At 46.7% G+C, this 23,433-nt stretch carries 20 protein-coding genes; 16 read left to right on the top strand and 4 right to left on the bottom strand.

Annotated elements, in window-relative coordinates; translation table 11 throughout:
* On the bottom strand, positions 1 to 1,700 hold a 1,700-nt coding region (locus AB5026_RS15460), incomplete at its 3' end, for a CapA family protein (RefSeq protein ID WP_368213762.1).
* Between the two features lie 816 nt (positions 1,701 to 2,516).
* On the opposite strand from AB5026_RS15460, the gene AB5026_RS15465 reads away from it, so the two are divergent.
* From AB5026_RS15465 to AB5026_RS15475, 3 genes are all read left to right on the top strand, one after another.
* Entirely contained in the window at positions 2,517 to 2,765 is a 249-nt protein-coding gene (locus AB5026_RS15465) for a hypothetical protein (protein WP_118368547.1), read from the top strand.
* Between the two features lie 66 nt (positions 2,766 to 2,831).
* Positions 2,832 to 3,245 carry a thioesterase family protein gene (locus AB5026_RS15470; protein WP_270406197.1) on the top strand — a complete coding sequence of 138 codons (414 nt, stop codon included), beginning with the start codon at positions 2,832 to 2,834 and terminating at the stop codon, positions 3,243 to 3,245.
* Between the two features lie 5 nt (positions 3,246 to 3,250).
* Entirely contained in the window at positions 3,251 to 3,532 is a 282-nt protein-coding gene (locus AB5026_RS15475; RefSeq protein WP_173732878.1) for a hypothetical protein, read from the top strand.
* A 10-nt stretch (positions 3,533 to 3,542) separates the two neighbouring features.
* Here the strand turns inward: AB5026_RS15475 and AB5026_RS15480 are convergent, their stop codons facing one another.
* Complete coding sequence (locus tag AB5026_RS15480; RefSeq protein ID WP_243874195.1) at positions 3,543 to 5,315, bottom strand: DUF885 domain-containing protein; 1,773 nt, start codon at positions 5,313 to 5,315, stop codon at positions 3,543 to 3,545.
* Positions 5,316 to 5,483: 168 nt separating this feature from the next.
* Here AB5026_RS15480 and trxB point away from each other — a divergent pair, with 168 nt between their 5' ends.
* The 13 genes from trxB to AB5026_RS15545 all read left to right on the top strand — a co-directional run bounded on the left by trxB (position 5,484) and on the right by AB5026_RS15545 (position 21,975).
* Positions 5,484 to 6,422, top strand: coding sequence for a thioredoxin-disulfide reductase (gene trxB / locus AB5026_RS15485; RefSeq protein ID WP_015525369.1), 939 nt, complete (start codon positions 5,484 to 5,486; stop codon positions 6,420 to 6,422).
* On the top strand, positions 6,409 to 7,446 hold the full coding sequence (locus AB5026_RS15490) for a LacI family DNA-binding transcriptional regulator (protein WP_021651186.1): 1,038 nt from the start codon (positions 6,409 to 6,411) through the stop codon (positions 7,444 to 7,446). Before trxB ends, AB5026_RS15490 begins: the two co-directional genes overlap by 14 nt.
* Before the next feature lie 435 nt (positions 7,447 to 7,881).
* The gene (locus AB5026_RS15495; protein ID WP_368213765.1) at positions 7,882 to 8,913 is read left to right on the top strand and encodes a PTS mannose/fructose/sorbose transporter subunit IIAB; all 1,032 of its coding nucleotides are present in this window, start codon (positions 7,882 to 7,884) and stop codon (positions 8,911 to 8,913) included.
* A gap of 104 nt (positions 8,914 to 9,017) precedes the next feature.
* Positions 9,018 to 9,833: a PTS sugar transporter subunit IIC gene (locus AB5026_RS15500; RefSeq protein ID WP_021976997.1), complete on the top strand. Its 816-nt coding sequence runs from the start codon at positions 9,018 to 9,020 to the stop codon at positions 9,831 to 9,833.
* Positions 9,830 to 10,660, top strand: coding sequence for a PTS system mannose/fructose/sorbose family transporter subunit IID (locus AB5026_RS15505; protein WP_021651182.1), 831 nt, complete (start codon positions 9,830 to 9,832; stop codon positions 10,658 to 10,660). Before AB5026_RS15500 ends, AB5026_RS15505 begins: the two co-directional genes overlap by 4 nt.
* A gap of 192 nt (positions 10,661 to 10,852) precedes the next feature.
* Positions 10,853 to 12,532 carry an alpha-glucosidase gene (locus AB5026_RS15510; protein ID WP_118062549.1) on the top strand — a complete coding sequence of 560 codons (1,680 nt, stop codon included), beginning with the start codon at positions 10,853 to 10,855 and terminating at the stop codon, positions 12,530 to 12,532.
* Between the two features lie 160 nt (positions 12,533 to 12,692).
* Positions 12,693 to 13,535, top strand: coding sequence for a Cof-type HAD-IIB family hydrolase (locus AB5026_RS15515; RefSeq protein ID WP_368213767.1), 843 nt, complete (start codon positions 12,693 to 12,695; stop codon positions 13,533 to 13,535).
* 177 nt (positions 13,536 to 13,712) lie between these two features.
* Positions 13,713 to 14,570, top strand: coding sequence for a YitT family protein (locus tag AB5026_RS15520; protein ID WP_368213769.1), 858 nt, complete (start codon positions 13,713 to 13,715; stop codon positions 14,568 to 14,570).
* Between the two features lie 755 nt (positions 14,571 to 15,325).
* On the top strand, positions 15,326 to 16,015 hold the full coding sequence (locus AB5026_RS15525) for a C40 family peptidase (protein ID WP_110103708.1): 690 nt from the start codon (positions 15,326 to 15,328) through the stop codon (positions 16,013 to 16,015).
* Between the two features lie 206 nt (positions 16,016 to 16,221).
* Complete coding sequence (locus AB5026_RS15530) at positions 16,222 to 17,535, top strand: M28 family metallopeptidase (protein ID WP_022426312.1); 1,314 nt, start codon at positions 16,222 to 16,224, stop codon at positions 17,533 to 17,535.
* 420 nt (positions 17,536 to 17,955) lie between these two features.
* Positions 17,956 to 18,717: a DeoR/GlpR family DNA-binding transcription regulator gene (locus AB5026_RS15535; RefSeq protein WP_015525379.1), complete on the top strand. Its 762-nt coding sequence runs from the start codon at positions 17,956 to 17,958 to the stop codon at positions 18,715 to 18,717.
* A 28-nt stretch (positions 18,718 to 18,745) separates the two neighbouring features.
* Positions 18,746 to 19,492 carry a copper homeostasis protein CutC gene (locus AB5026_RS15540; RefSeq protein ID WP_022426311.1) on the top strand — a complete coding sequence of 249 codons (747 nt, stop codon included), beginning with the start codon at positions 18,746 to 18,748 and terminating at the stop codon, positions 19,490 to 19,492.
* Complete coding sequence (locus AB5026_RS15545) at positions 19,492 to 21,975, top strand: transglutaminase domain-containing protein (RefSeq protein WP_368213771.1); 2,484 nt, start codon at positions 19,492 to 19,494, stop codon at positions 21,973 to 21,975. The genes AB5026_RS15540 and AB5026_RS15545 overlap by 1 nt, the downstream gene beginning before the upstream one ends.
* Positions 21,976 to 22,159: 184 nt before the next feature.
* Here AB5026_RS15545 and AB5026_RS15550 read toward each other — a convergent pair whose 3' ends face one another.
* Both AB5026_RS15550 and AB5026_RS15555 read right to left on the bottom strand, forming a co-directional pair.
* Positions 22,160 to 23,176 carry a LacI family DNA-binding transcriptional regulator gene (locus AB5026_RS15550; RefSeq protein WP_022426309.1) on the bottom strand — a complete coding sequence of 339 codons (1,017 nt, stop codon included), beginning with the start codon at positions 23,174 to 23,176 and terminating at the stop codon, positions 22,160 to 22,162.
* Positions 23,177 to 23,179: 3 nt separating this feature from the next.
* Positions 23,180 to 23,433 (bottom strand): substrate-binding domain-containing protein (locus tag AB5026_RS15555; RefSeq protein WP_368213772.1); only part of this gene is annotated, 254 nt, incomplete at its 5' end.

The raw sequence follows: 23,433 nt of genomic DNA on the forward strand, positions 1-23,433 counted from the left end.
CCATCATCGTAGGAACCATCATCGTAGGAACCATCATCGTAGGAACCATCATCGTAGGAACCATCATCGTAGGAACCATCATCGTAGGAACCGTCGTCGTAGGAACCATCGTCGTAGGAACCGTCATCGTAGGAACCGTCGTCAGAGTAACTGTCGTCGTAGGAACCGTCATCCGAGGAGTCGTCTGTGCTGCCTGAGTTATTATCAGCAGAGTTAAAGTCTTCGGAAGTGATGTCAATGCCTTTATCTGCGTAATATTTTTCTGCTGTGATGGAGTCGGTATCTTCTACGACATTTCCGGATGCATCGATCATGTTCAGGTCTGTGTCAATGGTCACATCCAGGAGGTTGGTTCCTGTGGATGGAGTGACATTCATGGACATGATCTCGTTGAACTTCTTTTTCAGGTTGCCAAGAGTGAATACACCGGAGCCAATGTATGACTGTACACCGTTCTGAGATGCAAGTTCTTCTGTGTAATCGGAAAGCATATATGGTCCGAATTCACCGGCATCGCTGTTGTAATGCATGACCAGAGGTTCCACTGTAGGGGTCAGGATCTCAATTGAGGTCTTGCCGTCCTGTACGGTTTTCTGAATGGTGAATTTTGCCATTCCGCCGAGAAGTTCTTCCAGCTTCTGCTGGGTGGATACGAAATTTCCCAGAGAGTAGAAGACTACAGTTTCATTGCCTTTGTCATCAGTAAGGCGGCCATATGGCTGGAGTACATGTGGATGTCCGCCGATGATGACATTTACGCCCTGCTCCATAAGGTAGGCTGCCCACTGTTTTTCGTATTCGTTTGGCATGGTTTCGTCTTCGGTACCCCAGTGTGCTACAAAGATGATGCAGTCGGCCTGCTGTTTTGCTTTCTGGATCATGGCTGTGATCTTGTCTTTGCGGATCATGTCGATCATGTAGTCTTTTCCTTCAATGCCGCCTACGTTTGTGCCGTAGGTGTAATCCAGAAATGCGATCTTGATACCGTTTACTTCACGGATCTTGACGGTGTCGGCATCTTCCTGGGAGTCATGGATCCCCAGAAGTGTGACATCCGGATATTTGGTTTTCCAGAAGTTCAGTGTGTCTGTGAGGAAGCCTTCTCCGAAGTCATCGATGTGGTTGTTGGCGGATTCTACTACGTTGAATCCTGCTTTTATAATGGCATCTCCTACTTCTGTGGGTGTTGCAAAGGATGGGTAGGAGCTTACGCTGTCATGGTCGGTTGTGAAGACGGTTTCCTGATCGATCATTTTGATGTCTGCGTCCTTGATGGCGTCCTGGATGTGGGTGTAGATCTTGTCGTAGTTCCAGTTTCCGTCAGAGGATGCGCCTGCGTCGATGAGACTCTGGTGATAGAGGTTGTCGCCTACTGCGATGACGGAGGCAGTGGTAGTTTCGGCAGTGGTGTCGGCTGCTTCCTGATCAGCCTTGGCTTTGACTGCCGCGGCTTTTTTCTGGGCGTCTATGGCTGGTTTGCGGATGAGGCGGTAGTCCAGTTGATTGAAGAAGAGGACCAGGATCGCAAGGACGATGACGGATGCCATAAGACTTACACGGGCATTGCTGCGTTCGCGGAAGTTCAGGGGGATGTTGTCCTTGGGGTTGCGCCGGGTTTCTCTGAGGGGCTCCGGGGTGGAGCTTTTTTTGAAGACTCCTTTGAGGGAGCCGGGGATTTTGATGTTGGGTGGAAATTTCATTTATGTTTTACCTTGTCTTTCTTTGGATTTTGAATGCGATTGATTGGTGATTGTTCGCTTTGTTATTTTTGATTTTTGTTGTGTGGTTGTATTATAGCAGATTTTTATTTTGGTGGGAAGAGGGTGGTGGGGGTGAACGTACGCCCGAGCCGGGGATGCTGTCTGGTCTGCGGCTTCGTCGGGGGCTGGCTTCTAGGCTGCCGGGAATCTGCTAAAAGCGTTTTCCAAAAGTCCGAACTCGCGTCTTGCAGCCGCTCAGACAGCGGACTTTTGAAAAACAACGCAGATTTCCGCCAGCCAAGAATCAGCTCCCCTCCTGCAGAGGCAGACCAGACAGCATCCCCGGCTCGGGCTGTGAGGTTCAGTGCGGTAGGGCTAGGGTGGCTGGGTGGTAGGTTTGTTTGGAGTGGTAGGTTGAGTGGTTTCCCGGTAGGGGATGGGGCATCAGCGCTGCGCTGGATGCTTGGGGCGAAAGGCTGAGTTTCCTTGTGGTCTGACGGAGGGGATGGCCGAGGCGCTTTGCTGTCGGCCTGGTAGTGTGGAGGTGCTTTGCTGTCGGCCTGGTGGTGTGGAGGTGTTGTGTTGTTGGTTTGAGTGTGTCGGAATTTTTGGATGAAATTTCAGTGCTTTTTATTATAGTGTGTGGTATGGTTGGTTTATCTTATAAGATCTTTTTGTCTGTATGGACATTTCTGGAGCTTTAGATTCTGAAGCGTTTTCCATTTTTTGTTACTGTGTATTTTGTGAAATGCTGGTTTATGGTGTTTTCATGTTTTGTTTGTGTGGTATAATTTGTATATACCAGTAGGAGTGTTAATGACCAATAATACTATATTTGATGATGTTTTTCGGACGATGATGGAGAAGATGACTTATCTGATCGTCCCGCTTATCAATGAGGTGTTTCATACTTCGTATCCGGAGAATGTAAAGATTGTGCATCTTCGGAATGAGCATCAGCTGGAGGATGGGGAATTGATCGCAGATGGTCGAATGGATGAGATTGGGAAAATCATAGACAGTGCGGAGGCTTGCAGGGAGTTGTATAAAGAGTATGGTTTGTGAGAAATAAAGAGGATATTTTGTTACTGGTGACAAATGTCAGATTTTTACAGAAGAGAGGATATAGACATGGGTGTTTACAGGCGTAAGGCACAGTATCATGAGACGGATCAGATGGGGATCATCCATCATTCCAATTATGTGAAATGGATGGAAGAGGCCCGGATCGATTTCATGAAGGAGTTGGGCTTTGGTTATGGTGAGGTGGAGAAGCGGGGGATTGTTTCTCCTGTTGCGGGGGTTTCGGTTTCTTATAAGAAGCCGGTGCTTTTTGATGATGTGGTGGAGATTTCGGTTTCGGTGAAGAAGTACAGTGGTGTGGTTCTGGAACTGGCTTATGAGTTTTTTAATGTGACCAGAAGTGAGGTTTGTACAGAGGCTTCCTCGAAGCATTGTTTTACCAGGGATGGGGAGCTGGTTTCTCTGAAAAGGGAGATTCCGGAACTGGATGTGCTGTTCAGAAGCTGTGTGAAGGGGGATTGAGTCTGATGGAAGTTGTGGAGATGCTTGATAATCTGAAGGAAAAGGCCCGCAGGGACCCGGCGCTTCGGGAGATGTTGCTTGCTACCCGCAGGGAGAAAGAGCCGCTGGCTGTTTTCTGTAAGAAGTGCCGGGAGCTTGGGGTTCCGGTTTATGAGATGGATCTGATCGCAGCTGGTGAGGAATTTTATGCAGCGATGAAGAGGAGTACCAATGGCGGCGGAGAGAATTCTCCGATGCTTGAGGGTGAGGATGATTTTTATGAACTGTTTTTTGCTGGGTTGGAGTGAAAAAACAGTTTCAAAATTCCGCATCAATATACTTCTCCAGCACCGGGAACTGTACACCACCAATCTTCAGTATCTGGCTGTGGAAAGCTTTCAGATCAAAGTCCTGGCCAAGGCGGTTCTGTTCGGAAGTGCGTAAGTCCAGAAGGCTTAAGTAGCCCCAGTAGTATTTCAGATAATTTCCCGGGGTTTCCAGGATATACTGGTAGATCTCGGAGACAACGGCGCTGTCTTCGATACCAAAGGCTTTTAGAAAGCTGGCGACTTCGGCCTGAGTCCAGCCGTTGTAATGGATCTCAATGTCCAGAAGGGAGTACATGCATAAATTGATGCTTCGGTTCAGCCAGGAGATCCTGGCAAGCTCTGTGGCAGAAGGATCCTGAATATAATCGGCGGCGTACTGGTAGGCATAGGGTTCGATGTAGGTGGCCCATCCTTCTGCAAAGCCGGAGGTGCAGAGAAGATTTCGGATGTTGGAGGATTTTTGGCGTTGGAAGGTGACAGTCTGGTAAAGATGCCCCGGGAATCCTTCATGTGCCAGTGTGGTAAAAAGCTCCAGGCCCTGGTAGCTGGCAGCCGGATTTATGTAGATCACATTGGGGGTTCCGGTATCCATAGGTGGGGTGAGATAAAAGGCGGGGCTTAGATATTCTTTCATGGAATCGTGGACTGTGCGGAGCTCAAAGGTGACATCTGTGAGAGGTGGGAAGTCTGTTTGGATCTTCTGCTGCAAGGCATTCAGCATCTGGGCAGGCTTTATTTCTCTGAAAGTGATTCCCCGGCTGAGAGTAGTCAGAAGCTCCGGGTTTTGTCGAAGTATGGTTCCTGCGATGCCGATCTCGTCGGAAAGCTGTCCGGAGAGTCGTTTTTCCATTTGCTTTACAGGAACGTAAGAGCCGGTCTGACTCTGAAGAAGATAGAGATAGTAGGCTTTTCCTCCCTTGAAATAAGTCAGGCCACGAGTGTTTTTTCCTGTGCCACGCAAAGCTTCCAGACCGGTCATAAGTTCCTGATAGGCTGGGATGACTTCTGTTTTCATAAGATTTTGGTGGGTCAGGACCAGAGCGTTCTGCTCTGAGGAAGGAAGTTTTCCATATTCGGATAGCTTTTTCTGGAAAATTTCCAGCATATAATTGTTGTCGGGATTCTGGATAAAAGCACTGCATTGTGCAAGGATCCGGTCCAGGGTAGTATCGCTCATAAAGAAGCCAGCTTCGGATTTCTTTTTCTCAAATTCCAGGATGCTCCGAAAGTATGGGCGGATGGTGGTGAGAAGAGTGAGATAGTCGGTGATATCACGATCTTCATAAAAGGCATATTCCGCCAGAAGAACCGGAAGCTGAGCCTGAATACCAAGACTTGGGCCAAGAGGCTCCTGAAGCAGATAATTGTCGCCCAGTGATTTTTCCGTGTGGTAATAGAGGAGCATGGAGTCCAGCGTCAGCTGATTTTCCGTGGAAAGGCGGCTGTAGCGGAAGGATTTCAGCTTTTTTTCGTACTGGCTGCAGATCTGGTATGTATTTTTCATATCTGTGGGGACAGTGCCAAGAGAAGCTTTTTTTCGCCGGATACCCTGTTTTTCCGGATGTGCCAGGGTATAATGGAGGGTAAGGGTGCTGCCGGAAACTTCATTTTGAAAAACTTTTCCGGAAAAGGCTTCGAATTTTCCGTTTTCTGTGATCCCGTGAGTGGAAAAATAACCGGCAGTAAGGCCGGTGAGAAGTGCCAGGATAAGAAGCAGAGTGATGAAAATAGAAGATTTATTTTTCCTGATTTTAAGAGACATAAGACAATCTTTCATTACTGTTTACAGACATATACCATGTGTAGAGTGCTGATGGTCTCGAAGCAAACAGTAACGTCCTTTCAGAGTGGCGCTTTGTTCTATCATATTGGAAAATTACGGAATCTATGATATTATGTGAGCGGAAATATACAAAAATGGAGAAATAACATGAGTGATATTTATGATCTTGCAATTTTAGGCGGAGGTCCGGCAGGGATCACGGCAGCGATCTATGCGTCCAGGGCCAGGTTAAATACCATATGGATCGATAAAAACTTTGCACCGGGCGGCCAGGTCACAGCTACCTATGCGGTGGATAATTATCCGGGAATGCCGGGGATATCGGGCATGGATCTCGGAGAAGCCTTTGGGGCACATGCCCGGAAGCTGGGCTTGGAACCGCAGCGAGAGAAGATTCTTTCCCTGGAAAATATTTCCGGAGAGATCAAGACGATCCGTACAAAAAAGCATGAATATCAGGCGAAATCTCTGATCCTTGCATTTGGGGCAGAGCACCGGAAACTTGATATCCCGGGAGAGGATGATCTGAGCGGCCTTGGTGTTTCCTACTGCGCTACCTGTGACGGAGCTTTTTATAAGGATCGGACCGCAGTGGTAGTGGGGGGAGGAAACGTGGCAGCAGAGGATGCAGTTTTTCTTTCCGGCCTCTGTGAAAGGGTATATCTTGTTCATCGCCGTGATGCGCTTCGAGCAGATCAGACACTTCAGGAGAAAATTTTTGCCTGTGAGAATATAGAAATGGTGTGGGACAGTGTTCCCCTTGAGATCCTGGGACAGGACGAAGTGACCGGTCTTAAGATCCGTAATATAAAAACAAATGAAGAGAGGGAGCTGACCGCAGATGGTGTTTTCATTGCTGTGGGGATCGTTCCTAATACGACACTTGTAAAGGATCAGCTCAAGCTGGATGAAAATGGATATATCTGTGCAGGAGAAGAGGGGGTTACCAGCGCACCTGGGGTTTTTGCAGCGGGGGATATTCGTACCAAGGCACTTCGCCAGATAGTAACTGCTGTTTCAGATGGAGCCAATGCAGTGGCTTCCGCACAGAAATATCTCTGGAGGAAAGATAATGGCAACGATTAAGGAAATCGCACAAAGAGCAGGCGTGAGTACAACAACTGTTTCCAATGTCATACATGGAAAAACAAAAAAAGTATCTCCTGCCAATATTCAGAAGATCGAGAATCTTATCCGGGAAATGGGATATGTCCAGAAAATGGGACTGAGAGTTCTGAATAAAGAAAAATCCCAGCTGATCGCAGTTGTGATCAATTATCATAAAGACTTCAGGGATTCTATCATCGGAGATCCTTTTTATGGAAAGATCATCGGTTTTATCGAGAAATACGTGCAGGAGCTGGGATATTATCTGATGCTGTATTTCGCAAAGGATACAGATAAGATATTCCAGATGGTCATGGGCTGGGATGTAGATGGCGTTATTGCCATCTCCTTCAGCAAAAGCAACTGTGAAAAGATCTATCAGCTGATCAACAAACCGATCGTTTCCATTGATGCATACGGTGAGCTTGATGCAGGCCAGGAAAAACATGTCCTGAATATCGGACTGGACGACGAAAGCGGCGGCTATCTTATGACAAAATATCTTCTGGAATGCGGCTATGAGCATATCCAGGTTTGTGCAGGCCGTGATAATGGTGTGGACCATCTTCGTTACATGGGCGCTCAGCGGGCGGCGAAGGATTTTGCAAAGAAAAAGCAGAAGGTGCAGTTTACTGCTCTTGGAATGAACTACGCCAAACGAAAAGAAAGCTATGCGTGGCTGCTCCAGCGGAAAAAACCAAAGGCCGCACTGTTTTTCCTGTCGGACCTCTATGCATTGGAGGCTATCAGCTTTTTCAGCAGTCGTGGAGTAAAGATTCCGGAGGAGATTGGAATTGCAGGATACGATAACATCAGCTATGCGGAATTTTCCGTGCCTCGTCTGACTACTATCAGCCAGAATGTGGAGCAGAAGGCGTCTCTTGCAGTGGAAATTCTGATGGAACGGATCAATGGAGTGGAAAAAGAGCGTGAAAATGAGATCATGCTTCCGGTCACGCTGATCCCCAGGAGATCTGTACAGCCGCAGCATGAGGAAAAGTAAGTCTGCAGAGAATGTACCTGATCTGATCAGGGGGGGTAGATACGAGAAGTCACTGCAGAACTGTGAAAAACAGAAAATCGGGACTTTCAATATAGTAAGAGTACAGAGAAAGAGTACAGAGAATCTGAGATATAAAGATATCAAAAGCCGAAATATACGGGAACTGTCAGTGTCTGACAGTCAGAGTATTTTCGGCTTTTTGTAAATTTACCTGAAATCGTAAAAGAGTTATCATGTGTGGGTTTGTGCTGAAGATGTGGATAATAAGCATTTGCTGTTCTATGTGAAACCTGCACAAAACCATGATTTTGAACTTGTTACAATGATAGGTTATGTACATAACCTATTTACACAGCCTAATTTTGATGCTATAGTGTGAACATAAAGGTTAGGTACATAACCAAAGGGAAAGAGTACAGAAGGAGTGAATACCAGATGAAACAGATTCTGATCGCCACACATGGAAAAATGGCCTCCGGCATTCGTTATACAGCAGAGCTGATCGTTGGAAAAATGGATGAGATCACAACCATCGACGCTTATGTGACACCGGAAGACAATGTGGAGAAAAAGTTTGAAGAATATTTCGCACAGCATGAAAACGACAGGATTTTCGTTTTCACAGATCTGATGGGAGGAAGCGTAAATCAGAAGCTTCTGAGATACAGCCAGAAAGAAAATGTTACGCTGATCACAGGAACCAACCTTCCGGTCCTGATGCAGGTCATGATGGCGGATGACGATGTGACAGAGGAGGAGATCCAGGAGTTTATCGATGATGCCAGAGAAGAGCTTCAGATGGTAGACCTTGGCGGTGGAAAGAAATCCACATCTGAAAAAAATGCTGAAGAAGATAATGCACAGGGTATCGAAAATACTGCGCAGATTTCAGAAGGTGCTGCATCGTATGCAAAAAAATCCGCACCGAAAAAAGCTCTGGCTCCCCAGTCCTATGACAATTCCACAGCAAAGATCACCGCACTTCGTGTAGATGACCGTCTGATCCACGGACAGGTTGCCATGACCTGGACCAAACAGCTGGCTGTACAGGGAATCGTGGTAGCTAACGACGAGGCAGCTAACGATAACACCCAGAAGATGGCATTGAAAATGGCCGTACCGGGCGGAATCAAATCGCTGATCAAACCGGTGGATGAAGCCATTCGTATCTTAAACAATCCGAAGGCATCCAGGATGCGTATTCTGGTTCTTACAAGAACCGTAAAAGATGCCCTGAAAATAAGACAGAGCGTTGGCGAAATCGGATTTCTCAATGTAGGAAATACCGGACGTTTCGACGGAATCGATGTTTCCGAGAAACTTGTCCTGACACCGACCATCATGCTGACAAAAGCAGAGCAGCAGGCACTGAAAGACCTGGTTGCCCTTGAACCGAAGACCTGTATGCAGCAGGTACCGAATGATGAGCAGAAGCTTGTGAAGGATGTGCTGGATAAATTAAACTGACGCATATCAAAAAGAATGAACGTAATAATTATCTGAATGCAGATCGTGGAATGTGAGTATCCACTGAATAAGTAAAACGTAACAAAAAAGGGAGGAAAGAAAAAATGTTAAACGCATTTCTTGTAGCACTTGCCGTATTTATTTGTGTCGGCGGTGCAGAGCTGATCGGATTTACCATGCTGAACCGTCCGATCGTCATCGGACCGCTGGTAGGTCTGTTTCTTGGAGATCTTCATACAGGAGTGATCATCGGAGCTTCACTGGAAGCCGTATTTATGGGAGTTGTAAACATCGGAGGTGCTTCCGCGGCAGAACCCGGAATCGCCACAGCCGTAGGAACTGCTTTTGCCATCATGCTGGGCAAAGGTTCTGAGGTAGCCCTGACACTGGCACTTCCAATTGGTATCCTTGGTCTTCAGATCAAGACCGTTCTCTACATCTTTATTGTAGGTATGTTTGCAAAAACTTTCGACCGTCTGGCAGCAGAGGGCAAGGAGAAACAGATTATCGCCCTTCATTACGGACTCTGGGCTGTAAACTGGTTTTTGTATTCCCTGTTCGCATTCTTCGGAATCCTGTTCGGATCTGACGCAGTCAGCGCACTTCTGGATGCGATCCCGGATGTTGTTATGAACGGCCTGACCGTCTGCGGTGGACTTCTTCCGGCAGTAGGTATGGCAATGTTGATGAAGATGCTCTGGGATAACAAGATCTGTATGTTTTATTTCCTGGGCTTTGTCCTTGCAGCATACTTAAACCTTCCGCTGATCGCCCTTGCCGTGATCGGTGTGATCATTGCCATTTCCATTGGTATGAACGATTACAAGCTGAATCAGCTTGCAGCACAGAGAGTAGCAGTTTCACCGGCCGGTAGCGCTGACGAATATCTTGACGAAGAAGAGGAGGAATTTTTCTCATGAGTAATTTAACGAAATCCATTCCTGCAGATGAAAGAAAAATGCTGAGAAAAGCGTTCTGGCGTTCCTTTACTCTGTATGCGGCAGTAAGCCCGGCAAAACAGGGAGCTTCCGGCTTCTGCTATTCCCTGATGCCTTTTATCAATAAATTTTACAAAAACGATGAGGAAGGCAAAAAAGCTGCCCTCACAAGAAGTATGTCTTACTTCAATACAACCATCACCTTATCTACATTCATCATGGGTCTTGTGGCATCCATGGAGAAGAAAAACAGCGAGCAGAAGGATTTTGATGCAAGCTCCATCAATGCGGTGAAATCTTCCCTGATGGGACCTCTGGCCGGTATCGGTGATTCCATTTTCTGGGGCGTTCTCCGTGTAATCGCAGCCGGAATCGCAGTAGGACTTGGTGCATCCGGAAACGTTCTGGCACCGATCGTGTTCCTGCTTCTTTTCAACATTCCGTCTATTCTTGTGAAATATTACGGAACCTTCCTGGGCTACAAGCTTGGTTCCGAATACATTCAGAAGGTTTATGCAAGCGGTCTTATGAACATCCTGACAAAGGCTGCCAGCATTGTAGGTCTGATCATGGTCGGCGGTATGACTGCCAGCATGGTAACCTTTAACTCCACTTATGAACTCACCATGAAGGGTGAATCTGTTCTGAATCTACAGAACATGTTGGACCAGATCTTTATCGGCATTGTTCCCCTTGGACTGACTCTTCTGTGTTACTATCTGCTGAAAAAGAAAAATATCAGCATCACAGTTCTGATCATCGGTGTTATCATCCTGAGCATCCTTCTCTCTCTTCTTGGAATTGCATAAACCTTAAGGATAAAGATCAGAACTATGAAAAGGCGGACCCCAGGTGGTCCGCCTATAAAAAACCTGGAAAAAAGTTATATTGAAATAACTGACCGCAAAAAGGGCAGTTGAAGAGTATCTGGCGGGATATAAATAAGCGGCAAATACGGATTATAAATATCTGCTCAATGCAAAATAAAGGAGACATAAGAAATGAAAGATTGGTGGAAGAATTCCGTTGTATATCAGATTTATCCAAGAAGCTTTAAGGACTCCAACGGAGATGGCTTCGGCGATCTCAGGGGTATTATTGAAAAGCTCCCCTACCTTCAGAACCTTGGAATCGATGTGATCTGGCTTAGTCCTGTTTTTGACTCCCCACAGGACGACAACGGTTACGATATCAGTGATTACCGGAAGATCTACGCAGGTTTCGGAAGTAACGAGGACATGGATGAGCTGATCCAAAAAGCTCATGAGCATGGTATCAAGATCGTTCTGGATCTTGTTGTCAACCATACTTCCGATGAGCATGCATGGTTTGTGGAAAGCCGGAAGTCAAAAGACAGCAAATACAGTGATTATTATATCTGGAAGGATCCGAAAGCAGACGGCAGTGAGCCGAACAACTGGGGTTCCAGCTTCTGCGGAAGTGCCTGGGAATATGACGAAGAGCGTGGCCAGTATTACCTTCATTTTTACAGCAGAAAACAGCCGGATCTCAATTGGGAAAATGAAACCGTCCGTAAGGAAATCTATGATCTGATGAAATTCTGGATGGACAAAGGTGCTGACGGATGGCGCATGGATGTGATCGCATCTATTTCCAAGGATCAGTCCTTCCCGGATTACCCGAAAACGGATGGCCGCAAGTATTATACAGGAAAATATCACAGCAACGGACCAAGACTTCATGAGTTTATCCATGAGATGAACCGGGAGGTGCTTTCAAAATATGACTGTATGACGGTAGGTGAGGCGCCGGGCTCCACACCGGAGGTTGCAAGACTGTTTACAGATCCGGAGCGTGAGGAGCTGAATATGATCTTCACATTTGAGCATATGAACATCGACCGTATTCCGGGCTCTGTAAACCGAAAGTGGGAATTAAAGCCTTTTGATCTCCGTGATCTGAAACGTGTTATGAGTGAGTGGCAGAACAAGCTTTATAACAAGGGCTGGAATGCTCTGTATTTTGAAAATCATGACCAGCCACGTGTGATCTCCAGATGGGGAAATGACACTACTTACCGCGAGGAATGTGCAAAGGCTTATGCTACCGTTCTCCATGGTATGCAGGGAACTCCTTATGTATATCAGGGAGAGGAAATCGGTATGACAAACGTGCAGTTCCCGCTGGAGGAGTACGAGGATATCGAGGTTCGTAATGCATATCAGGATCTTGTCGTTAAGAACAAAACCATTTCTGAGGATGATTTCCGCAAGGCAGTATGGAACAAGAGTCGTGACAATGCCAGGGTTCCTATGCAGTGGGATGACAGCGAAAATGCAGGATTTACAACCGGTAAGCCATGGTTCCGCCTTTCTGATCGTTACCAGGAGATCAATGTAAAAAAAGCTCTGGAAAAAAATGATTCCGTGTTTTATTATTATAAGGATCTGATCTGTCTTCGCCATGAGGAAGAGCTTCTCACAGAAGGTGACTATCAGCTCCTTCTTCCAGAAGACGAGAAGATCTTTGCATATTTAAGAACTTCCGACAAAGAGCAGTGGATCGTGGTGGCAAACCTTTCTGAGGATACGGTAAGTACAGAAGGTCTTGCGAAATATGTGTCCGATAAAGAGGATATTAAGATTGCAAACTATAAGGACAGAACAGGAATCAAAGCGGACTTAAGACCGTACGAGGCGTTTATGATGAGGATCCGGTAATTCCTGAGCTGTTGTATATGTAGTAGTAAAGTGGAAGAAAAGTCTCCGCTTTACAGAGAGCAGGTATGAGTATTTGTGCGTATCTGTACTGCCAAAGGATATCCGGGTGCAGTGCAGATACGCTTTTTGCCTGTGGGGAAAAGACAAACAGGAGGAAATTATGGAAAAATATATCATTGCAGTGGATATGGACGGAACTCTTCTGAACAGTGAGAATAAGATTTCTGAAAGGAACAGAAATGTTCTGCAGCGTCTGATCGATGACGGACATTATGTGGTGCCGGCAACCGGAAGGACCAGAGAGCTGATCCCTCAGGAGTTTTCTGTGCTCCGGGGTGTGAAATGGGGAATCGTGGAAAACGGCTGTGTTGTCTGGGATTACGATAAAAATGAGATGATCTGGCGAAAAACCATGCCAAAAGGAATGGTAAGTAAAATCCTGAAGGATGTGGAAAACAGTGGTGCAAAAGGCTGGATCGCAGAGGCTTATGCAAACGGAATCGCCTATTCTGATGCGGATGCCAGAGATTATGTGGCATCTGTAGCGAATAAAGATCTGCTGGAAAAAACTTTTGTAGATTATTTTCTCAGCAGACATGTATATGTTAAGGATTTTTATCATCAGGAAGATATTCTGGATCAGGCAGAGAAGATCAATATTTATTTTGATGATATGGAGACCAGCAGGGCGCTTCGTGAGAAATGGAAGGATCTGGATGATGTGGCAGTGACTACTTCCATCAGCGGCAATGCGGAGTTTAATGCAGCAGGCGTGGACAAGGGTGTGGGTCTTGCCATGCTTCGCACAAAGCTTGGTATTGACCGGATGCATGTGATCGCTTTCGGAGATAATGAGAATGATCTGGAAATGCTGGAGGGTGCAGGTATCGGTGTTGCTATGGGCAATTCCAAACAGTATGTAAAGGATGCAGCGAATGAGGTGACCGGAGATAACGATCATGATGGTGTGGCGGAATTTCTGGAGAGGTTTTTCGGGCTGTAAGCTGTGGTTGATCGTGATCGTTGATATAAGGGACAGGGAAATGTATTTTTCTCTGTCTTTTTTATTTGCATTTTTGGTGATATAAGGTATGATAAACGAAGAGGATGCGGGGATTGCTGGTTTTGACCGGTAGTTACCGGTGAAAATTATTTGAGGAGATCAGGAGGATATTTTTTAATGAAAAATCTGATACCAAAGCGTGTGATGGAGTATATCATTATCACATTTGCTGTTGTTCTGATGGATGTGGGGATTTATGTATTTAAGTTTCCGAATAATTTTTCCTTTGGTGGTGTTTCGGGTATGGCGGTTGTGTTTTCGCATTTTATTCCGATGACGTCTGCGCAGATCAACCTGGTGATCAATCTGATTTTGCTGGTGATCGGGTTTATTGTTCTTGGCCGGGATTTTGGAGTAAAGACGGCTTATGTTACGGTTGTTTCTTCTTTGCTTCTGAATGTGTTTGAGAAGATTTTTCCTATGGACAGGGCGCTGACGGGGAATATTATGCTGGAGCTTTGCTTTGCGATCATTTTGCCGGCGCTGGCTGCGGCGCTGCTGTTTTTTGAGAATGCTTCGGGTGGTGGCACGGATATTGTGGCGATGATCATTAAGAAGTATTCTACGATGAATATTTCGGGTGCATTGTTTGCGGTGGATTGTGTGATCGTTGTTGTTTCGTTTATGGTGTTTGATCTTACTACGGGGCTTTGTTCTGTACTGGGGCTTATGGCTAAGACGTTGCTGATCGATAAGTCTATTGAGAGGATGAAGCTGAATAAGTATTTTACGATCATTTCCAGTAAGCCGGATGAGATCTGTGAGTTTATTATGAATGGTTTGGAGCGGAGTGCTACGGTTTATCATGGGGAGGGGGTTTATTCGCATAAGGATAAGAAGATTATTCTGACGGTTGTTGATGTGAGACAGGCGGTGCTTCTGCAGAGGTTTATTGATGAGGTGGATCCGCAGGCGTTTTTGATGGTTACTAAGAGTAGTGAGGTTGTTGGGAAGGGGTTTATGAGTTATATTTGATGCGATCGTATGGGATTGTATGCTGATCGTAGGTGATTGTGTATGATTGTAAGCTGATGGAAATTAGGAGAGCGTTCTTTGCGGGCTGGATGGGCTGCGGGGCGCTCTTTTTTTGTGGTGGAGGGTGGAGGGCGGATGGCGGATGACGGACGCCGGGGAGACGGGTGCCGGTTGGCTCCGGGCTTCGTCGGGGGCTGCTTCTAGGCTGCCGGAATTCTGCTAAAACCGTTTTTAAAAAGTCCGAACTCGCGGCTTGCTGCCGCTCAGACAGCGGACTTTTTAAAAACAACGCAGATTTCCGCCAGCCAAGAATCAGCTCCCCTCCTGCAGAGTCGTAGCCAACCGGCACCCGTCTCCCCGGCTGTTCGATTCCGGGCAGGAGGTAGTGGTGGCTGTGTGGGGCTTCTGGCGGAAGTGTGGGGTTGATGAGGGATGGAGGATTGAGTGGATTCCCGGGAGTTGGATGAGCCATCAGCGCTGCGCTGGATGGTTGGGAGGAAAGGCTGAGTTTCTTGTGGTCTGAAGGTGAGGGATGTGCCATCGTCGCTGTGCTGGATGGCTGATTGGTGTGTGAAGGTTTTGTGAAAGGGTTTGACAGGTGGGGATTTTTATGGTAGGATACACACTTGCGTAACAAATTTAATAAAATTGTAACAAATTAGTGAGCGAGGAGCGTGGCGAAGTGGATTGTGAATCTCTGTCTGAATGGATGGATTGTGTTGCTGCGTGGTTTTCTGAGAGGAGTTTTATTGTTTATGTTTTATAAGAAATTTGCTGCTGTTGTTCTGAGTGCTGTTCTTGTGGGTGTGGTTCCTTCTGTTGTTTTTGCGGATGTGGATGGTGTCAGTGCTGTGTCTGATGGAGATGTGGAGGAGCTTTCTATTGAGGATGATTTTTCGGATGGTGCGGATTCTATTTCTGCTTTTGCCAGTGCTCTGGCGGATAAGACGGTTTCTGAGGTTCAGGGGTATCAGGAGGCGAAGGCTGAGGCTGAGGTGATCGCGCAGGAGAGGCTTGAGGCTGAAGCGGCTGCTGAGGCTGCGCGTAAGGCGGAAGAGGAGCGGAAGGCTGCTGAGGCTGCGCGTCTGGAGATGCGGCAGGGGATTGTGGATTTTGCGCTGCAGTTTGTGGGGAATCCTTATGTTTATGGTGGTACGAGTCTGACTAACGGGGCGGATTGTTCGGGGTTTGTGATGTCTGTGTTTGCGGAGTTTGGGTATGAGCTTCCTCGTGTTGCTGCAGCTCAGTGTTCGGCTTCTGAGAAGAAGAGTGTTGCGGATATTGAGGCTGGTGATCTGGTTTTTTATGGTGAGGGTTGTATTGATCATGTGGCTCTTTATATTGGTGATGGCAAGATCGTTCACGCCAGTACAGCGGCTACAGGGATCAAGGTTTCCGACTATGATTACCGGGCTCCGGCTGCGGTTGGTTCGTTTGTGGCTTAGGATATAGATATAAATGATTTACTGATATGAAATATAAACTGTCTGCGGAGATTTTTTGGCCGGGTAGGCTGAAAAATAGCTGCAGGCAGTTTTTTTGCTGAAAAATAGTGTATAATTTAACCGAATCAAGTAAGTCTCCTGCGGGTTGCGAAAAGCGATAAGCAGTGGATGGGGACTTGGAAAAAATTTAGAAAGGTTGTGGGGGTATGAATACGAAGGAAATCAGTGGCAGGCGGCAGATGGAGTTTTTGACGGGGTTTGATTTTGTCAGAGAAGCGGGTACTGCGGGGGAAGTGAAGGCGGCGAAGATGATCCGGGATACTTTGGACAGCTTCGGAGTGAAGAATCGGATGGAGGAGTTTGATTTTTGGGGTTTTCGGATCAACAGAGCGGTGCTTAAGGTTGTAGAGCCTTATCAGAAGGAGTATGTGGTGACCGGGTATGGAAGATGTGGAAATACTGGGGCAGAAGGTCTGAAAGCGGATTTTTTGTATGTGGAGAATGGAGATGCTGTCAGTCTTTCACGGGCGAAGGGTAAGATTGTTATGGTGAATGGCCGGGTGAGTGGTGATGTGTATCAGAGACTGGTGAGCGCCGGAGCGGTTGGTTTTATCAGTGTGGAGGGTTCTCCGCTGGATGAAGGAGTGGACAGGGTTCCCTGTCAGCGCAGCCTGCCGATGATCTTTCCAGGGGATGTAGCAGAAGTGATAGAAGGATTGTCGGAGTCTGCAGAGGATATTCACGAGATGCAGGAAAAATATAGTGGCAGGATTCCGGGGGCGAATCTTCATTATAAGGATGCAGTGGAGCTGGTGACGGAGGGTGCGTCTGAGGTGTGCTTGGTTGTGGAACAGGATGTGACGGCGTGCAGATCCCGTAATGTAGTGGCGAGGATCGAAGGTACGGATAAGAAAGATGAGATCTTGACGATTACGGCGCATTATGATTCGGTGCCGGAGGGACCGGGGGCCTATGATAATATGGCTGGGGCAGCGATCATCATGGAGCTTTGCAGATATTTTCAGCAGTATAGACTGCGCAGGACTATGGAATTTGTGTGGTTTGGTGCTGAGGAGAAGGGCTTGCTGGGCAGCCGGGATTATATCAGAGTTCATGAGAGTGAGCTTGGAGCGCATCGTTTTAATATGAATGTAGATCTGGCCGGGCAGCTGATCGGAGGAAATGTTCTGGGAGTGACGGGAGAGGCTTCTGTTTGTGATAAGCTTCTTGAGATCGCTGACGGAGCAGGGATCGGAGCGTCTGTGAAGAATCAGATCTGGGGAAGTGATTCCAATTCTTTTGCATGGAAGGGAATTCCGGCCATGACTCTGAACCGGGATGGTTTTGGCATGCATACCCGTTATGATACTATTGATCTGCTGTCTGCCTGGTCGCTGGAGAGAAGTGCGATCCTTCTGGGATGTATTGCGGATGCGCTTGGGAATGCGGAGGTTTTCCCGTTTGAGAGAAAGATGCCGGAGAAATTTATCGGAGAGCTGGATGAATATATGTGCAGATAGTAAAAATCTGATTTTATCTGCTCATAACTGGATATTTGTTATGGAACTATGGGGACTTGTCTGTTTCGGGAAGAGTACAGACAAGTCCTCATAAGTTATTCAATATTTTCAATGGTTATTGATCTTTATAATTCCGCAAGGGAACATGTGGCTTTGGGTCAGGGGGATATTTGCAGCTTTGTAAGGGATTCCCGGAACAGGGGGCAAGCGGAGGTTTGCAATTGAACCAGTGGAATTACTTGATTTGATCAAAATACGATAAAACAATAAAAAATAATACAAAATAATTGACAGTAAGATATCGAACTGTTATACTGAAATCACAGGCTTTCCAGGGATCAATACGCCGGATATTGTTTTGCGGAGTATTGATTTCTGGAACTTTTATCACAGAAAAATCAGGAATGAGGAGATAGGACCATGTTTACAGAAGAACGACAGAATGCAATAGAGAAATGTCTCCGCGAAAAAGGAAAAGTCAGGGTCAAAGAATTAAGCGAGATGTTTCAGGTTACGGAGGACTGTATCCGCAAGGATCTCAAGATCCTTGAAAATGCAGGCAGATTAAAGAGGACTTACGGCGGAGCGATCCTGTCACAGGAGTATCCTCTGGAGAGAAACGTAGTAGACAGGCGTATGTACAATCTTGATAAGAAGAAAGTGATCGCTGCGAAAGCCTTCAAGCTGATCAAAAATAACGAAACGATCTTTCTGGATGTTTCCACTACAAATATAGAGCTGGCAAGGCTTATCGCTTCGTCGGGCATGCATGTTGTGGTTGTCAGCAATATGATCGATATCTTGCAGATCCTTGCTGCGAATCCGTCCATCACGGCCATAGGCACAGGGGGGACTATGTACCGTTCGGTGAATGGATTTATGGGAGCTGCGGCCATTGAGGTGATCAAGCAGTACAGCTTTGACCGGGCATTTTTGGGAAGCTGTGGCGTGGATATGACAGATTTTGCAGTTACTACATCCGGAGTGGAGGATGGATTGACCAAGAAGGCGGCAGTGCAGAGCAGCAGACATAAATATGTGGTTATGGAGAGAGAGAAGTTTTATTTTAACGAATCTTATAAATATACACATTTTGATGATATCAGCGGGATCATTACCGATGAATTTCCGGATGATACCATTGTGAACATACTGAGGAATACCGGAGTGAAATTACTCTGAGCAGACAGTAACAAAGGGGGATTTTTACATGAAAGACTATATTCTGGAAACCTGTGTGGATTCTGTGGAATCCGCTATGGCAGCAGCCGAAGGTGGTGCGGACAGATTGGAGCTTTGCAGCAATCTGATCATCGGGGGAACAACTCCCGGCCCATGGCTTTTTGAGGAAATAAGGAAGCGTTCGGATATCCGGATCCATGCGCTGATCCGTCCGCGGTTTGGAGATTTCTGTTATACAGATGCGGAATTTTCTATGATAAGGAATGCAGTAAAGGATTTCCGCAAAATGGGAGCGGAGGGTGTCGTGGTAGGTATCCTGAAACCGGATGGCACCTTGAATATGGAACAGATGAAAGAGCTGATGGATGCGGCGGGAGATATGTCTGTTACGCTGCACAGGGCTTTTGATGTGTGCGCAGATCCGATCGAGGCTATGGAACAGGCAATCTCTCTGGGAATCGATACGATCCTTACCTCCGGACAGAAGAATACCTGCCTTCAGGGTGCGGAGCTTTTGAAGGAACTGGAAACCAGGAGTCAGGGACGTATCATCATCCAGGCGGGGAGTGGCGTCGGTGCGGAAGTGATCCGCCAGCTTTATCCTCTTACCGGGATCAAGGCTTATCATATGAGCGGCAAGGTTGTAACGGACAGTGCGATGCAGTTTCGCAAGGAAGGTGTCAATATGGGACTTCCGACATTCAGTGAATATGAGATATGGCGTACAGATATTGAAAATGTTCGTGCTGCAAAGAAAGTTCTGGAGGAATTATAATGGCTGAGGGGAAGATTTTTCTGAAAGAAAACCGTGATCGGATCGAAAAAAAATATCGGGAGCAGATGATGGGGTTACCGCAGGTTTTTGCGGAGATTGATAAAAAGCTTGCGGAATGCACAGACGAAGTGGCTCTGGCGTGCAAATATTTATATGCGTTCATGCCGTACAGTGATATCGGAAATTACGCGTTTGAAGTATTCCTGGATTATGCGGAGAATGGCGTATATTTATGGAAGGAAAACTCCGGGGTGGCAGAGCTGCCGGAGGAAATCTTTTTGAATTATGTGCTGTTTCACAGAGTAAATGAGGAGGAGATCGCACCCTGCCGTACATTTTTCCGCAGGGAGATCGGAGAGAGAACTGGGGGAATGAGCTTCCGGGAAGCTGCCCTGGAGGTGAACTACTGGTGTGCACAGGAGGCTACCTATCATTGTACAGATGATCGTACCCTGTCTGCACTTGCCGTATACCGCAGAGGAAACGGAAGATGCGGAGAGGAATCTGTATTTACCGTTAATGCACTGAGAAGTGTTGGTGTACCTGCCCGTCAGGTATATGCACCAAAGTGGTCTCATTGTGATGACAATCATGCGTGGGTGGAAATCTGGTGCGATGGAAGCTGGTATTTTCTGGGAGCCTGTGAGCCGGAGGAGATCCTGAATAAGGGATGGTTTACCAACGCTTCCTCAAGGGCCATGATGGTCCATTCAAGAGTTTTTGATACCATGATCCCGGAGGGAGAAGTGATCGGCAAAGATGGTATGGTGACTATGCTCAACGAGCTGAAACGATATGCACTGACAAAAGAGATCACTGTGTCCGTAAAGGATTCACATGGAAAACCGGCAGAAGGTGCAGAAGTTTCTTTTGAGGTGCTGAATTATTCGGAATATGCCCCGATCGCAGAACTGAAAACCGACAGTCTGGGAAAAGTCTGCCTGACAACAGGGCTTGGAAGTATCCATATTTCTGCAAGGATGTATGCAGATGGAGAATGGCTGCATGCAGAAAACAGCATGGATACAAAAACAGAGGACTGCTGCGAGATCTGTCTGATGCCCGTGGGAAAGGAAAATGGTATTTTTTATGAGGAGTGGGCGGAGAACGATATGATCGCACCTCATGATGCACCTGTAAATAAAGATATGCCAACACCGGAGCAGAAGGAAAGAGGCAGCAGACGTCTGGCAGAGGCAAACGCTTACAGGGAACAGAAGGTAAGAAACCTGAGCAATCCGGAGTGCCGGAAATTCCTGGAAAAAGAAACCGGAGATTCTTCAATGAGAAAAAAACTCCTTGAAGTCCTCACAGAGAAAGACAGAACAGACTGCATCAGCCAGGTTCTGGAGGAGCATCTGAAATTTGCATTACCGTATGAAAAAAACATGGATGCAGATATTTTTGTACCATATGTACTGAACCCGAGAGTTGACGATGAAGTTTTACAGAAATACAGAAAAGCGATCCTTGAGCAGCTGTCGGAAGAAGAGAAAAATATGCTGCAAAAGGAGCCGGCAAAGATCTGGAAATGGATTGAGGATAAGATCATTTCCAGTCCGGAGAAAGAACGCAGCAGTGTGATTACCACGCCGTCCGGATGTCTGAAAACGGGAACAGGAAGCCTTCTGTCAAAGAAAATCCTTTTTGTGGCAATGGCGAGAACACTGGGAATTCCGGCACGCCTGAACCCTCATGACCGTTCCATGGAGTATATGAAAAACGGAAAATTCATCCCGGTATCTGCGGAAACGGAGAAAACCGCATCGATCCTTCTGAAGGCAAGCGAGGATACACAGTGGAAATATTTCCAGAACTGGAGCATCGCAAAACTGGAGGATGGAAGATATATCACGCTGAAGCTGGAAGCCGAAAATTTCAGAGATCAGGTGATGAAGCTGCCGTTGGAAGCGGGAAATTACAGGATCCTTACCTCAAACAGGCTGCCAAATGGAAATATATTTGCAGCGGAGTATTATTTTGAGGTTCAGATCGGAGAAATGAAGAGGGTGGAGCTGGCATTTCGGAATGCAAACCTGGAAGATATGCTGGAGAATATTTCCATACCGGAATTTACTCTCAGAAAAGAGGATGGAAGCACCGTGAAGGCGTCAGAACTGACGGCAGATGGGAAGCATATCCTGGCGTTTCTGGAAGAGGAGAAAGAACCGACGGAGCATATCTTAAATGAGATGATGGAGCAGGAAGAAGCTTTTTCCCGATATGCGAAGAGAATCATTTTTGTAGTAAAAAGCAAAAAAGCGCTGGAGACACCTACCCTTTCAAGAGCACTGGGCAAGCTTGGAAATGTTCAGATCTTATATGATGATTTTTCAGAGATCATCAATACACTGGGAAGAAGAATGTACGTAGATCCGGATAAGCTTCCGCTGATCATTGTGACAAACAAAAGCCTGAATGGGATTTATGCAACCAGTGGATACAATGTGGGAACCGGAGATATGCTGTTGAGACTGCTGTGACAGATATATCGGATATATACAGAAGGAACACAGGCCGTATCATCGACTGTGTCGGTGACGGTCTGTGCCCCTGTGAAAGCTGTGAAATTATTGCAGTGGTTCAGATGCTCAGAATATGCGGGCAGATCGGAATGAGAATGCCTGTTGTGCTTCCCAAAATTGCCGTAATAAAAGTTGTTTTGCATTACTTACCATCAGAATAGAGATTACGCACAGAATCCCGGTAAATGCATTCCGGCTTCAGGCGGATCGTCCTTGGAAAATCGCAGTAGTCTCCGTTCATTCTGCGAAGCAGCAGATCACAGGCCTGCTCTGCCAGACCGGCCAGCGGCTGACGGACAGCGGTCAGCTGAGGAGAAAGCAGCATGGACAGTTCAAAATCATCAAAGGAGACAACAGACAGGTCTTCCGGGATACGGATGCCAAGGCTGTAGATCGCTTCATAAATACCGAGGCATAGTGTATAGTTCGCAGAAAATACGGCAGTCGGACGTTCCGGAAGATTCCATAATTTCTTCATTGCCTGATATCCAAAGTCGCTTGCGTAATTTTCAGCGATGATATAATCGGGGTTAACAGGAACATTGTAGTCTTCCAGTGCCCGGAGATATCCTTTTTTTCGTTCGCATGCGGTATAGGATGCAGGAGGACCGGTGACAAGGGCGATCTTCTGATGCCCCATTTTTATTAGATGCTCTACGATCTCATAGGCCCCGGAGGTACAGCTGGTCTGTACACAGTCTGTACGGTGGAAATGACTATGCTCTTCCAACTCCACAACAGGGATCCTGGTATGTTCCACGGCGGAACAAATGTCCTTGCTCAGACAGAAAGAAGAAATGATAAGACCGTCGATCCCTGAGCGGAGCATATGGGGGATAAATTTATTGACATGATCCTTATATTTGTCGCCGCTCATAAATGTGAGAGAATAACCGTGAGCGCGCATGGTGTTTTCTATTTTGCTCAGAAGAAAAGCATTATGCGGATTATTGGGAGGAGCGGATATCAGACCGATACGGTAAGTCTTGGAGGAACGAAGTCCCCGGGCCGTGTTTCGTGGAACGTAATTCAGTTTCCGGATCGCTTCGTCGATCTGTTTTTTATTTTGCGGCCGTACAGTTCCGCCGTTGATATATTTTGAAATGGTGGCCAGTGCCAGGCCGGTTTCTTTGGCAATGTCCTTGATGGTTGCACTCATAAATCAATCCTTTCCGGATGTTGCACTGTTGTGCCCGGACAGGTCTTTTACAGAGAGTCGCGGGTGGAATACAACATCCAGCATGTCTATTTTTGGAAAATCCGTATAGTCTCCATGGATCCTTTTTAAAAGTAATTCCACAGCATGTTTCCCTATGTTTGTCAGATCCTGTGAGACACAGGTCATAGTCGCACTCATGGTCTTGAAAAGCGGATCATCGTCAAAGCACACAAAGGAAATATCCTGAGGAACGGAAA

Source organism: Blautia sp. RTP21359st1_E11_RTP21359_211015, assembly GCF_040910705.1.
GTDB lineage: Bacteria > Bacillota > Clostridia > Lachnospirales > Lachnospiraceae > Blautia_A > Blautia_A fusiformis.